Source organism: Luteimonas sp. RC10, from assembly GCF_014192745.1.
GTDB lineage: Bacteria > Pseudomonadota > Gammaproteobacteria > Xanthomonadales > Xanthomonadaceae > Luteimonas.
In genome coordinates this window covers 59,043-72,656 of sequence record NZ_JACHYJ010000007.1, presented here as the reverse complement: position 1 = coordinate 72,656, position 13,614 = coordinate 59,043, and the positions used below count along the sequence as shown (strand labels likewise).

The following is a 13,614-nucleotide window of genomic DNA, read 5'->3' as shown; positions in this document are numbered from 1 at the left end:
GGCAAGGCACTCGCGCAGCGTGGAATCTGGCGGCGATCTGCCTGCTCGGTGATTGGAGATCGAGGAAAGACCGCCGCAACGACGGATGGAACACGTCGCTGCGGCTTAGCGATCTGTGGACGGGCCTGCTGCCATGTCGGAATGCTGGAACGCGCGGTTGATCTGCGGACTCTAGTCAACCTCGACGGCGAACGCCAGGCAGGCGAGGTCCGAATGGCGCGCCGTGGCTGCGTCGCTGCGGCCATCCGCCGGTGCTCGCGACGCTGTCGGCATCCAGGCACAGCTGTGTAAAGCGGTGGTTCGCTGGTGTCTACGTCCGGGCCCCTTCTGCCGCGTACGCGTCGGCATAGCGGAGTGCCTCAGCGACGAGGTCGGGGGGGAATCCATTGCGTGCCAGCAGTTGGATCGCGTTGTGCCGTGTCGCCCGGCCGGCATGCAGGCGGTAATCGAACCAGCCGTCGACCTCCGGATCCTCTTGGAAGTAGTAGCGGTCGTACGGGCCGGACACGTCGTCCTGGAGCTCGACGTCATGCGTGGTGACCAGGACCTGTGCCCTGGTGCCGAGCCGTTCGAGGACTGCGCGGCCAGCGGCCAGGCGTTCGACGGTATTGGTTCCGTTGAACAACTCATCGATGAGAAACAACTGGCAGCGCCCCTGGTCCGCTTGGGCAATGAAGGTCTGGATCGCCTTCATCTCAGCGAAGTAGTGGCTCCTGCCCGAAGCAACGGAATGATCGCCGCGAATCACGGCCATCACACTCGTGTTCGGCAGTACCGCGTGGCGTGCGAGGCACATGCCCAAGGTGCGGCCGAGAATGACGTTGATGCCGACGAGCTTGATGAACGTGGTCTTGCCGGCCATGTTGGATCCGGTGATCAACGCTGAGCGCGTCTCGAGTCGGATCGAGTTCGGCACTGGTCTTGCGACTAGCGGGTGGATGCCATCGATCAGATGGAGCCGAGGTGTGCTGCAAATCGACGGTTGGCAATGCAATGGCTGGCGTTCGAGCCAGGAGGCGACCGCAATCGCTGCGTCGAGTGCGCCCACGCTCTCGAAGGTCGCCGCCAGTTCCTCGCGAACCTGCTCGAAGCGGGTGACGGTCCTGGCGTAGGCAGCCAGCTCGACCAGGAACAGTAGATTCAGCCACACCGCGATGCTCTGCACGAGCGGCGAGTACAGCACGCCGATCCATCCCAACGATCGCTGGATCCTGCGGCGAAGAAGCGCTTGATTCCGAAGCCGCGCCAGTTGAGGAATCGACGTAGCACCATCGCGGATCGCGGCCAGGCGGTGTGCGCTGCGTACCATCCGGCTGCATGCCTTGAGCATCTCGATGTCGCGAAACAGCGGGGCGGAGCATCGGACGATCAGCCACAGGTTGAGTGCGATCATGGTCAGCCAGACCCAGATCGGAAGGATAGAGGCGAGCATGGCAATGATGACTGCGAGGCAGCACAGGCTCCACCATGGCAACAGCCGATGGATTCTCTCGATCTGTGGTGAGGAGCCGAAGATGAATCGCGCGAGATGCCAGTTTGCGTCGAGATCGAGGTTGGTCAACGCAAGTTGAAGTCGCTCCCGGAATGGGGCGTCGCGTTGCAGTGTCTTGCAACTGGCGTAGTGCGTGGCGGCGTCGGCGGGCGAGGCCGCGTAGAACCGGAGTTGTCGATAGAGCACCTGGCTACCGAATGGACTCTGGCTGGTGTCGATGTCGGCGAACAGTCGCGGGAACTCGAGGTCGATCCAGGTCTGATCGTCCACAACCGGCACCGACGCCGCCTCCCGCGTGAGATCGAACAGGCGACTGGCGCCGTCCGCGTCCTTGTCTCCGGGCATCCCCCACTTCGCACGCAGCTGACGCAGCGTGCGACGCCGGGGAGCGCAGGCGTCGATCAGCGCCTGCCCGCCTTCCTTGAGCCATGCAGCAATCTTCATTTGTCGGACTTTAGCGGGTCGCCTCGTCTCACCTGAAGTCCCCGCCGCGTTCGCGGCGGGCATCGCGCCTGGGATCGATCACACACTCGCCTCAGCAGGATGGTGCTCGCGCCGATGCGCCCAGCGGTACAGCACGGGCAGCACCAGCAGCGTCAGCAGGGTCGAGGAGACGATGCCGCCGATGACGACGGTGGCCAGCGGACGCTGCACCTCCGCGCCGGCGCCGACGTTGAAGGCCATCGGCACGAAGCCGAGCGAGGCGACGAGGGCGGTCATCAGCACCGGGCGCAGGCGGGTCAGGGCGCCGTCGCGGATCGCGGTCGCGAGCGGCAGGCCGTCGGCGCGCAGCCGGCGGATGAAGCCTACCAGCACCAGGCCGTTGAGCACGGCCACGCCCGACAGCGCGATGAAGCCCACGCCGGCGGAGATCGACAGTGGGATGTCGCGCACCGCGAGCGCGAGCACGCCGCCGGTCAGCGCCAGCGGCACGCCGCTGAACACCACCAGCGCATCGCGCAGCGAGCCGAATGCCATGAACAGCAGCACCAGGATCGCGGCCAGCGTCGCCGGTACCACCAGGCGCAGGCGCTGGCTGGCCGAGACCAGTTGCTCGAAGGTGCCGCCGTAGTCGATCCAGGTGCCGGTGGGCAGGGGCACGCGCGCGCTCACCTGTGCCTGCAGGTCTTCGACGAAGCCGCCGAGGTCGCGGCCGCGCACGTTGGCGGTGACCACGATGCGGCGCTTGCCGTTCTCGCGGGCGATCTGGTTTGGGGCCAGCCGGGTCTGGATGTCGGCGACCTCCCGCAGCGGCACCGTGCGCGGTGCGCCTGCGGTCCAGGCGTCGTCGCGGCCGGCCTCGTCGGGCGAGGGTGCCGTGCCCAGCGGGATCGGCAGGTCGGCGAGCGCGGCCGGGTCGGTCCGCCGGTCCTCGGGCAGGCGCACGACGATGTCGAAGCGGCGGTCGCCTTCGAACAACTGCCCGGCGGTCTGGCCACCGATCGCGGCGGCGACCACGCGTTGCACGTCGCCGGGGTTGAGGCCGTAGCGGGCCATCGCGCGCGGGTCGGGAGCGATCTCCAGCAGCGGCAGGCCGTCGACGGCCTCGGTGCGCACGTCGGCGGCGCCGTCGATGCTGCGCAGCACGGTCTCGACCTGGCCGGCCAAGCGTTGCAGCACATCGAGATCGTCGCCCTGGATGCGCACGGCCACGTCGCTGCGCACCCCGGAGATCAGCTCGTTGAAGCGCATCTGGATCGGCTGGGTGAACTCGTAATTGCTGCCGGGCATCGCCTGGGCCAGTGCCTCGATCTCGGCCACCAGCGTGGCGCGCGGCTTGCGGGGCTGTGCCCAGTCGCCGCGCGGGTGCAGGATGACGAAGGTGTCGGCGACCGAAGGCGGCATCGGGTCGTTGGCGACTTCGGCGGTGCCGATGCGCGAGAACACGTGCGCGACCTCGGGCGCCTGCAGCAGACGCCGTTCGAGCGTGCGCTGCATCGCCACCGATTGCTCGATGCCGGTGCCGGGAATGCGCATCGCATGCAGCGCGATGTCGCCTTCGTCCAGGCTCGGCACGAACTCGCTGCCCAGGCGCGTGGCCAACCAGCCGCAGCCCAGCACCAGCACCGCGGCGCCGGCCACCAGCCAGCGGCCGTGGCGCAACGCGCCGTCGAGCAGCGGCGCGTAGCCGCGACGCGCAGCGCGCATCGCGCGGTTCTCGTGCTCGGCCACGCGGCCGCGCAGCAGCAGTGCGATCGATGCCGGCACGAAGGTCAGCGACAGCAGCATCGCGCCGGTCAGCGCCAGCACCACGGTGATCGCCATCGGGTGGAACATCTTGCCTTCGACGCCGTCGAGTGCGAACACCGGCACGTAGACCGCGGCGATGATGCCCAGGCCGAACAGGCTGGGGCGGATGACCTCGGCGGTGGCGCTGGCTGCCAGCGCATGGCGCTCGTCGCTGTCGAGCAGGCGGCCCAGCCGCTGCTGGGCCTGGCCGAAGCGGCGCAGGCAGTTCTCGACGATGATCACCGCGCCGTCGACGATCAGTCCGAAGTCGAGCGCGCCCAGGCTCATCAGGTTGCCCGAGACCCCGCCCTGGCGCATGCCGATGACGGTGAACAGCATCGTCAGCGGAATCACCAACGCGGTGAGCAGGGCGGCGCGCGCGTTGCCCAGCAGCAGGAACAGCACCACGATCACCAGCAGCGCGCCTTCGATCAGGTTGCGGGCGACGGTGCGCACGGTGCGGTCGACCAGGGCCGTGCGGTCGTACACGGCGGTCGCGTGCACGCCCGCCGGCAGGCTGGCATTGGCGGCGTCCAGCCGCGCGGCCGCGGCGCGTGCGACGGTGCGGCTGTTCTCGCCGACCAGCATGAACACCGTGCCCAGTACGACCTCGCCGCCGTCCTTGGTCGCCGCGCCCGTGCGCAGTTCGCGGCCTTCGCCGACCTCGGCGACATCGCGCACGCGCAGCGGCACGCCGTCGCGCCGGACCAGCACGATGTTGCCGATCGCCTCGATGTCGGCGACCTGTCCGGGCACGCGCACCAGCAACTGCTGGCCGTTGCGCTCGATGTAGCCGGCGCCGACATTGCGGGTGTTGGCCTCGATCGCGGCGACGATGTCCTCGAAGTGCACGTCGAGTGCGACCAGCCGCGCCGGATCGGGCGTGACGTGGATCTGGCGTTCGAAGCCGCCGACGGTGTCGACCTCGGTGATGCCGGGCACGGTGCGCAGCTGCGGGCGGATCACCCAGTCCTGCAGTGTGCGCAGGTCGGTTGCAGTGTAGGCGCTGCCATCGGGCTTGCGCGCGCCGGCTTCGGCCTCGACGGTGTACATGAAGATCTCGCCAAGACCCGTGGCTGCGGGGCCGAGCGTGGGCTCGATGCCGTCGGGCACTTGGCCGCGCACCTGTTGCAGCCGTTCGGCCACCTGCTGACGTGCGAAGTACAGGTCCGTGCCGTCCTCGAACACCACGGTCACCTGCGACAGGCCGTAGGCCGACAGCGAGCGGGTATGGTCCAGCCGCGGCAGGCCGGCGAGTGCGGTCTCGATCGGGAAGGTGATGCGTTGCTCGGTCTCCAGCGGCGCGTAGCCGGGCGCGGCGGTGGTGACCTGCACCTGCACGTTGGTGATGTCGGGCGTGGCGTCGATCGGCAATCGCAGGAAACTCCAGACGCCGGCGGCGATCAACGCGAGCGTGGCCAGCAGCACCAGCCAGCGATGGCGGATGGCCAGGCGGATCATCGACTCAAGCATCCGGGCATCCTCCGTGCAGGGCGGGTGCAGCGGCGTGCGGTCCTGTGCATGCGCACAAGGCGGGCGCAGGCGCGCGATGGGCATGTCCGTGGGCGCGGCACAGCGTAGGGGACGTCATGTCAGTGCGCATGGGTCGCGCCCGCTTTCTCGAGGTCGGCCTTGAGCGTGTAGCTCTGCGCGATCACCACGTCGTCGCCAGCCGCGATGCCGTCGAGGATCTCGACCTGCTGCGCATCGCGGCGGCCCAGCGACACCGGCCGCGCTTCGTAGCGCTCGCCTTCGCGCACGAACACCACATCGCGCTCGTCCATGCGCTGCAGCGCGCTCAGCGGGACCACGAGGGCGGCCTGCTGCAGCGAAACGGTGACCTGCGCGCGGACCGCGGCGCCGGGGCGCCATTGGCCGTCGGCGTTGTCCAGGCGTGCGCGCGACACCGTGCTCTGGCTGGCGGTCGCGGTCGCGGGCAGCACGCGCTCGATGCGCGTCTGCGCGGTGGCGCCATCGCCCAGGCGGGTGATCGTGACCGGCGAGCCGGGTGCCAGATGCTCGGCATCGCGGCCATAGACGTGCAGGTCCACCCAGAGCGTCGACAGGTCGGCGATCTCGTAGAGCACCGCGCCTTCGCCGGCGACCTGGCCGACTGCGGCGTCGCGCGCGAGCACGGTGCCGGCGATCGGCGCGGTCACGGTGTAGGCCGACAGACTGAGATTGCTGTCGATGGTCGCCAGCGGCTGACCGGCACGCACGACATCACCCAGCTCGGCATGCAGGCGGCGGATCGGTCCGGGAAAGCGTGCGGTCACGCGGGCATTGCCGGTCTCGAGCGTGGTCAGCAGACCCTGCACCTCGTGCTGGTCGGCGATCGTGCCCGGCCCGGCGGGCGCGGTGCGCAGGCCGATGTCGCGCGCGATCGCGTCGGGCACGACGACCGCGGTGTCGTGGCCGTGTGCGTCTTCGCCGGCTTCGGCGTGCTGGTCGCCCTGGTCGGCAGTGGCGGCGGGTGTGCGGTCGGGTGCGCTGCAGCCGGCGAGCGCCGTCAGTAGAGCCAAGGCCAGGGCATGGGTAGGAAGGCGGGGCGTCATCGGGTGTCTCCGGTGGTGGCGGCCCGCGCGAGCGGTTCGCCGGTCAGGCGTTGCAGTTCGATCAGCGCGCGCTGGGCGGCTTCGGCAGCGTCGAGCTGTTGGCGCAGCGCGTCGCGGCGGGCGTCGAGCAGTTGCGCCCATTCCAGGTAGGTCGCGGCGCCGGCGGACCAGGCGCGTTCGGTCTGGGTCAGCGCGCGTGCCAGCTGGGGCAGCACGTCGGCCTGCAAGCGCTGCACCTGCGCGCGCTCGACCAGATAGCGGCCGTGCGCCTCGGCCAGCGTGGCCTGCAGCGCGAGATCGCCGGCCTCGCGTTCGACCGAGAGCAGTGCCAGTTCGGCTTCGGCGGCGCGGATCTCGGGTTGCGCGCGCGTGCGGCTGCCCAGCGTCATCGTGATGCCGCCCAGCAGCGAGACATCGCGGCTGTCCTGGTCGTGGCGCACGCCCAGCCGCCAGCCGATATCGGGCGTGCGTGCGCTGCGTGCCAGCTGCAGGCGGGCCTCGGCGATACGACGCTGGTCGCCGAAGCGGCGCAGTTCGGGGGTGTGCTCGAGCAGCGCGCGCAGTTCGGCGAATGGGGCGATCTCCGGCAGGGCCAGCGGGTCGGCGTCGGTCACCGCGAAGTCGGCCTCGGGCGTGCCCCAGAGCATCGCCAGGCTGCGACGTGCGGCCTCGCCTTCGGCTTGCGCGCGCGCGCGGCGCAGTTCGGCCTGGGCCTGCATTGCCTGGGCGGCGAGCGCGACCGCCTCGGGCGCGGCGCCGGCCTCGAAGCGACGACGCGCGGCCGCGACCACGCGGGCCTGCTCGGCGATCTCGTCGTCGGCGAGGCGCTGGTGTCGTGCGGCGACCACGGCGTCCAGGTAGCGGCGTGCGGTCTCGGCGAGCAGGTCCACACGCGCGGCTTCGCGCTCGAGTGCGAGCGCATCGATCCGGGTCTGCGCCAGCGCGCGACGTGCGTCCGGTTTGCCGCCGCGCTCGAACACACCGGCCAGCGACAGGGTCGCTTCCAGCGTGCGCCCGGGCGCGTCGGGCACCAGGTTCTCGAGCTCGAAGCCGGCTTCCATCGGCGGGCGCAGCGCGGCGAGGTCGCGCTCGGCGGCGAGCACCGCGCCGCGGCCATCGACCAGGCGCAGGCCGGGGTGGGCCTGCGCAACGCGTACGAACGCCGCGTCCAGGGTCAGGACCTGTGTGGTCGTGGGGCCGGGCGACGTGGATACACCAGGCACAGCAGGGGGCGCCGCCTGCGCCGGCACGAGGCACGGCGCGGCGGCGAGGACGGCACAGGCCGTCAGTCGCAACAGCATGGGACACACTCCGATCGTGGTCGCCGCCGGCGATCGGCCGGCAGCAGTGCGAGGGTCAGGACCCGCTCCGCGCGGACGCGCGCCGGGCCTCAGCAGCGCTGGCGTGCGCGTCGGGCGACGGGTCGGGAGCGCGGCGGGGGCGGACGGACGCTCAGCTCGGCACCGTGTGCGTGCGCACGGTGAGCTGCGATGGCGCGGCCTGGCGTCGGGCGTGGCCTGGCCTGTCGGCCTGCCTCACGACGCCGGACGGCGACGTGCGTCGGGCACCCGCGAACCGCCCGGCACGCGATGCGCGCGGACGTCAGCGGGCTCAGGCGGCGATCGGGGGACGCAGCAGACGTTCGTGCCGGCGGGTCGGGGCGTCGCCGGGGTGCGGATAGGCGGGCCGGACCAGGACCAGCGGAGCCAGTGCCGGCAGCACGGGCGGCAGCGCGGGCGTGTGCGCACCGCAACCGGCGCAGTGGGCGACCGCGTGCAGCAGGTCGCCATCGTCGGCATGTGCGTGCGCGGTCGCGTCATGCTCGGCGGCGGTCTCGCCGTGGACAAGCTCGTAGGTGTTGCCCATCGCCACCAGCACCGGCGCGATCGCCAGGCCGAGTACCAGCAGCGCCAGCAGCAGCCGGCGCGACCAGGACAGGTGGGTGGGGGAGCGGTGCATCCGCGCAGCCTAGAGGCAAGGCGCGGCGTTACACAATTCCAGACTCAGTCGCGCGCACCGCGCAGCCGTTCGAGCACGCCGTCGAGCGCTTCGAGGTTGCCGTAGTGGATCACCAGCCGGCCCTTGTTGCCGCGGCCGTTGGCGATCGAGACCCGCGTGCCCAGGGTCTCCGACAGCTCGTTCTCCAGCGAGACGATGTCGGCCTGCGGGCGGACCTTGCTGCGTGCGGCGCTGCGACCGTTGCCGCCCGGCACCCGGCCGGCGGCGAACTGCTGCGCGCGGTGTTCGACCTCGCGCACCGACCAGCCGTGCTCGACCGCGTCGCTGGCGAGCTTGCTGGCCAGTTCGGGCGAGAGCGTGAGCAGTGCGCGCGCGTGCCCCATTTCCAGCTGCTTGGACTCGACCAGGATGCGGATCGCCGGCGGCAGTTCGAGCAGGCGCAGCAGGTTGGACACCGCCGCGCGCGAACGGCCGACGGCCTCGGCGGCCTGGGCGTGGGTGAGGTCGAACTCGTCGATCAGCCGCTGCAGCGCCTGCGCTTCCTCCAGCGGGTTGAGGTCCTCGCGCTGGATGTTCTCGATCAGCGCCATCGCCACGACCGTGCGGTCTTCGACGTTGCGCACGACCACCGGCACGTCGGCCAGGCCGGCCTGCTTGGAGGCGCGCCAACGGCGTTCGCCGGCGATGATCTCGTAGGTGCGGTCGGGCAGCTCGCGCACGACGATGGGCTGGATCACACCCTGGGCGCGGATCGACTCGGCCAGCTCGGTGAGCTTGTCGGCGTCCCAGTGCTTGCGCGGCTGGTAGCGGCCTGCGGTCAGCGCATCGATCGGGAGCGTGCGCAGGGTGTCGGCCTCGGTGGCCTCCAGGCTCGGCGCCTCGGCGGCGGCCTTGGGGCCGAGCAGTGCTTCGAGGCCGCGTCCCAGGCCGCGCTTCTTGGCGGGCGTCTTGGCCGTACTCATGCCGGGGTCTCCGTGGCGGTGGCGTCCTGGTGGGGCGGGGTCCGCGCGCGCTCGCGGCGGAGGATCTCGCTGGCCAGGCCCAGATAGGCGACGGCGCCGCGCGAGGCGCGGTCGTAGCCGACGATGCTCTGGCCATGGCTGGGGGCCTCGGCGACGCGCACGTTGCGCGGCACGATGGTCCGGAACACCTGGTCGCCGAAATGGGCGGTCAGTTCGGCCGAGACCGCATTGGCCAGGTTGTTGCGCACGTCGAACATGGTGCGCAGCACGCCTTCGATCTCGAGCGCGGGATTGAGGTTCTGCTTGAGGGCGTCGATCGTCTGCAGCAGCGCCGACAGGCCCTCGAGCGCGTAGTACTCGCACTGCATCGGCACCAGCACCGAGTCGGCCGCGGTCAGCGCGTTGAGCGTGAGCAGCGACAGTGCCGGCGGGCAATCGATGATGATGAAGTCGTAACGGTCGCGCAGCGGCGCGAGCGCGCGCTTGAGGCGCTGCTCGCGGTCCTGGGCGTTCATCAGCTCGACTTCGGCCGCCGTCAGGTCGGTGTTGCCGGGAATCAGGTCGACCTCTTCCTCGGTCTGCACGATCGCGTCCATCGCCTCGACCTCGGCCAGCAGCACATCGCAGGTCGACACCGGCACGATCGACTTGTCGATGCCGCAGCCCATCGTCGCGTTGCCCTGCGAATCGAGGTCGACCAGCAGCACGCGCTTGGGCGTACGCGCCAGCGCCGCGGCCAGGTTGACCGCTGTGGTCGTCTTTCCGACGCCGCCTTTCTGGTTGGCGATGGCGATGATGCGGGCCATGGGCTCCGGGCGCGGTTGAGGACGGGAGCCGGGCGCCATGCGGCGTCCGGAGGGGGATTATGCCCTAAGGCGGGCGGGGGTTCGGGCGCGCCGGCCGGCCCGGCGCGGTTCAGGCGCCGGGGCCTGCGCGCGCGATCACGACCAGATGGCGGTCGGCCTCCAGCCCCGGCACCCGCAGCGGGTGCACCGCCTCCAGCCGCCAGGCGGCCGGCAGCGCGGCGATCTCGTCGTCGGGCCGCTGCCCCTTCATCGCCAGCAGCCGGCCGTCGTCGGCCAGCAGGTGGCCGCCGGCGGCGAGGATGTCGGGCAGGGTAGCGAGTGCGCGTGCGGTGATCGCGGCGAAGGCGCCGGGCCGATCGACCGCTTCGATCCGGGACTCGGCGACCTCGGTATTGCCCAGGCCGAGCTGGCGCACGGCCTCGCGCAGGAAGCGTGCCTTCTTGCCGTTGGACTCGACCAGGGTCACCCGCAGCGTGGGCAGTGCGATCGCCAGCGGAATGCCGGGCAGCCCGGGGCCGGTGCCCAGATCGGCGAGCGTCGGCAGCCCGGCCGCGTAGGACGTCATCGCCAGCGAGTCGAGCAGGTGGCGCACGACCATCTCGCGCGGCTCGCGGATCGCGGTGAGGTTGTAGGTGCGGTTCCAGCGCGCGAGCAGCGCGAGGTAGTCGAGCAGCGGCCCGGCCAGGGCCGGGTCGAGGGCGAGGGCGCGCAGGCCGGCGTCGAGTTCGGCGCGCAGCGCGGGGTCGTGGGGGTCGGTCATGGCGGGCATTGTAGAAGCCGCGGCCGCCAGGCCAGCGTCGCCAGGTAGCCGGGCAGCGGCGAGAACGCCTCGATGCGCCAGTCCTCGGGGCGGCCGAGTGCGGGATCGCAGGCCACCAGCGACCAGTGCGCGTCCCGGGGGGCGAAGATCAGCCGCTCCAGACCGAACGACAGCCCGTGGCCGTGGGCCTTGAGCACCGCTTCCTTGGCGCACCACAGCTGCACGAACGCGGTCTCGGCCTCGGCCGTCGGCAGCCGGGCAAGCGCGTCGGCCTCCTCGGGGGCGAAGAACCGCCGTGCCAGCGCCATCGCCTGCGGCCGCGGGCGCAGCCATTCGATGTCGATACCGACATCGACGCCGTCGCCGAGTGCGACCGCCAGCGCCTCGCCGCTGTGGCTCCAGTTGATGTCGAAGCGGATCGGGGCCTCGCCCGGTGCGTCGGCAGCGAGGCGCAGCCGTGGCCGGCCGCGGGCATCGCGGGTCAGGTCGATCCGGGCATCGTCGGTCGCCAGTTCGGCGGCCAGCCAGGGGCGGATCAGGGTTTCGGCCGACTCGCCACGTCGGTAGTCGCGCCAGGCGCAGCGGACCGGGCCTGTACGCAGGCTGCTGTATGGGCTGAACATCCGCACTTGGCATGCCGCAGGGCGTCCAGCGTAAGCTAAAACGTCGGATACGCGATGCCGCCGGGGCGCGCGGGCCAGGTCACGAGGAGCGCAGTGCGGATGTCGGCAGTCGTGTGGGAACAAGGGGGCATGGGGGACGCGCAGGATGCCGGGCGGCTGCCGCTGGCGGCGGGCGAAGGCGCGCGCGCGGTCGCGTTCGGTGCGCAGGGGCCGGTGCCGCTGGCGACCTTCCTGGCGCATGTGCGCGGCGTGGCCGCGATGTTGCCCGACGCACCGTACGCGCTGAACCTGTGCGAGGACCGCTACCGCTTCCTGGTCGCGTTCTGCGCGGTTGCGCTGCGCGGGCAGACGACGCTGCTGCCGCCCTCGCGGACGCGCGGCGCGATCGACGACGTGCGGGCGCGTCACCCCGACAGTTACTGCGTCGGCGATCGCGGCGACTGCGGCTGCGAGGCCGGCGCCCCCGCATCGGGTGCGATGCCGCCGCATTACCTGCGCCTGCCCGAGGTCCTGCCGTTGGCCTTCGGCGACGACCTGCCCACGCTCGCCGCCGATGCGGTGGTCGCGATCGGCTTCACCTCCGGCAGCACCGGCGTGCCGACCGCCAACGCCAAGACCTGGGGCAGCTTCCACGCCAGCACCGCGCAGAATCTGGCGGCGCTGGCCGACCTGCACGATGGGGCGACGTTGCCGGTGGTGGCGACGGTGCCGCCGCAGCACATGTACGGCATGGAGATGTCGGTCCTGCTGCCGTTGCTGGGCAATGTGGCGGTGCATGACGCGCGACCGTTCTTCCCCGAGGACATCGCCGCGGCGCTGCGCGATGCGCCGGCACCGGCCCTGCTGGTGACCACACCGGTGCATCTGCGCACGCTGGTCGAATCGGGTGTGGCACTGCCGCCGCTGGCTGCGATCGCGACCGCGACCGCGCCGCTGCCACAGGCGCTGGCCGCGCAGGCCGAGGCGCGCTTCGGGTGCGAGGTGCGCGAGCTGTTCGGCTCGACCGAGACCTGCATCTTCGCCCGCCGCCGGACCGCCTGCGAGACCGCCTGGACGCCGTTCGCGGGCGTGCGCCTGCAGCCGGTGCCCGACGGCACGCTGGTGACTGCGCCGCACCTGCCCGAGCCGCGGATGCTGGCCGACCTCGTCGAGCTCGACGCCGACGGGCATTTCGTGCTGCGCGGTCGCCAGGCCGACATGATCGAGATCGCCGGCAAGCGTGCGTCGCTGGCCGACCTCACCCGCCGGTTGTTGGCGATCGAGGGCGTGCGCGACGGCGTGATCTGCCAGGCGACGACCGCCGATGCCTACGGGGTACGGCGGATCGCGGCGGTCGTGGTCGCCGACCCTGCGCTCGACGATGCCACGCTGCTGGCCGCGCTGCGCGAGAGTACCGATCCGGTGTTCCTGCCGCGGCGGTTGCGCCGTGTGGACGCGCTGCCGCGCAACGAGACCGGCAAGCTGCCGCGTGCCGCGCTCGACGCCCTGCTTGGCGACGCGGTGGCCTGAGCGCGTCGTCTGTGTGCTGACGGCCGCCGGCGCGCCCGGCGGCTCCCTTTCGCAGTTGGAGGTGGGCGGGTATGGAACCGACGTCGTTCTGGTCCTGGGTGTTCTATCTGTTCGTCGGCGGTATCGCCGGCTGGCTGGCGAGTCTGCTGATGCGCAGCCGCGGCCAGGGCATCGTGCTCAATGTCGTGGTCGGCATCGTCGGCGGCTTCATCGGCGGCTGGCTGTTGCCCAGGATCGGGCTGAGCGTGGGCGGCGGCTGGCTCGGCTTCCTGATCACCGCCTTCCTCGGCGCGGTGATCCTGCTGGCGATCGTCAACCTGTTCCGCCGCTGACTCCACACCGGGGTCAGAGTCGATTTTTACTCTTCTCCCGAATTGAAGATGGGAGTTCCACTTCGGATAGGCAGCGACCTGACAGCCGGAAGCCGCTTTCCCCTCGGTCAGGGCCGCTTTGCGGTCCAGCCACGCGAAGCACGCGTGGCGTTCGCATGGATGCGCGGCAGTGCCGCGCAGGCCATCCAGGCTCACCCTGCCCTGACTCGGGCGCACGCCCGCTCCGCTTCGCGGATCGGTCCGGCCCGGCGCAGCACGCCGTGCGTTCGCACGCTCGCGCGGCATGCCGCGCAAGCAGAGCGGGCTCACCCATGGCGTGCTCGACGCGGCCACCGGCTGTCAGTCCGCTGCTTCGGGCGATGACAACCGAATTCCTTTTGGACGCGG

The 13,614-nt window shown here is 71.2% G+C and carries 10 protein-coding genes and 1 pseudogene; 2 read left to right on the top strand and 9 right to left on the bottom strand.

The annotated features are described in order from the left end of the window. Positions 1-310 precede the first annotated feature (310 nt). From FHW73_RS13005 to FHW73_RS12965, 9 genes and pseudogenes are all read right to left on the bottom strand, one after another. Positions 311-1,936, bottom strand: a complete 1,626-nt coding sequence (locus FHW73_RS13005; protein ID WP_183427173.1) for a hypothetical protein — start codon at positions 1,934-1,936, stop codon at positions 311-313. Positions 1,937-2,014: 78 nt separating this feature from the next. Beyond that, entirely contained in the window at positions 2,015-5,194 is a 3,180-nt protein-coding gene (locus FHW73_RS13000; RefSeq protein WP_183427172.1) for a CusA/CzcA family heavy metal efflux RND transporter, read from the bottom strand. A 119-nt stretch (positions 5,195-5,313) separates the two neighbouring features. Then, positions 5,314-6,105, bottom strand: a pseudogene (locus FHW73_RS12995) (efflux RND transporter periplasmic adaptor subunit); the annotation flags it as partial. 167 nt (positions 6,106-6,272) lie between these two features. Further along, positions 6,273-7,577 (bottom strand): TolC family protein, encoded by a 1,305-nt coding sequence (locus tag FHW73_RS12990; protein ID WP_183427170.1) that lies wholly within the window; start codon positions 7,575-7,577, stop codon positions 6,273-6,275. A gap of 310 nt (positions 7,578-7,887) precedes the next feature. Continuing rightward, the gene (locus FHW73_RS12985; RefSeq protein ID WP_183427169.1) at positions 7,888-8,235 is read right to left on the bottom strand and encodes a DUF2946 family protein; all 348 of its coding nucleotides are present in this window, start codon (positions 8,233-8,235) and stop codon (positions 7,888-7,890) included. Between the two features lie 44 nt (positions 8,236-8,279). After that, a complete protein-coding gene (locus FHW73_RS12980; protein ID WP_183427168.1) occupies positions 8,280-9,197 on the bottom strand; it encodes a ParB/RepB/Spo0J family partition protein in 918 nt (305 codons plus the stop codon). After that, positions 9,194-10,003, bottom strand: a complete 810-nt coding sequence (locus FHW73_RS12975; protein ID WP_183427167.1) for an AAA family ATPase — start codon at positions 10,001-10,003, stop codon at positions 9,194-9,196. Before FHW73_RS12975 ends, FHW73_RS12980 begins: the two co-directional genes overlap by 4 nt. A 109-nt stretch (positions 10,004-10,112) precedes the next feature. Beyond that, positions 10,113-10,763, bottom strand: coding sequence for a 16S rRNA (guanine(527)-N(7))-methyltransferase RsmG (gene rsmG, locus FHW73_RS12970; RefSeq protein WP_183427166.1), 651 nt, complete (start codon positions 10,761-10,763; stop codon positions 10,113-10,115). Continuing rightward, positions 10,760-11,386: a 4'-phosphopantetheinyl transferase superfamily protein gene (locus tag FHW73_RS12965; RefSeq protein WP_221187557.1), complete on the bottom strand. Its 627-nt coding sequence runs from the start codon at positions 11,384-11,386 to the stop codon at positions 10,760-10,762. Before FHW73_RS12965 ends, rsmG begins: the two co-directional genes overlap by 4 nt. A gap of 129 nt (positions 11,387-11,515) precedes the next feature. Between FHW73_RS12965 and FHW73_RS12960 the strand changes: the two genes are divergently transcribed. Both FHW73_RS12960 and FHW73_RS12955 read left to right on the top strand, forming a co-directional pair. Continuing rightward, positions 11,516-12,895, top strand: coding sequence for an AMP-binding protein (locus tag FHW73_RS12960; protein WP_255493002.1), 1,380 nt, complete (start codon positions 11,516-11,518; stop codon positions 12,893-12,895). Between the two features lie 71 nt (positions 12,896-12,966). Continuing rightward, entirely contained in the window at positions 12,967-13,227 is a 261-nt protein-coding gene (locus tag FHW73_RS12955) for a GlsB/YeaQ/YmgE family stress response membrane protein (RefSeq protein WP_183427164.1), read from the top strand. Positions 13,228-13,614 lie beyond the last annotated feature (387 nt).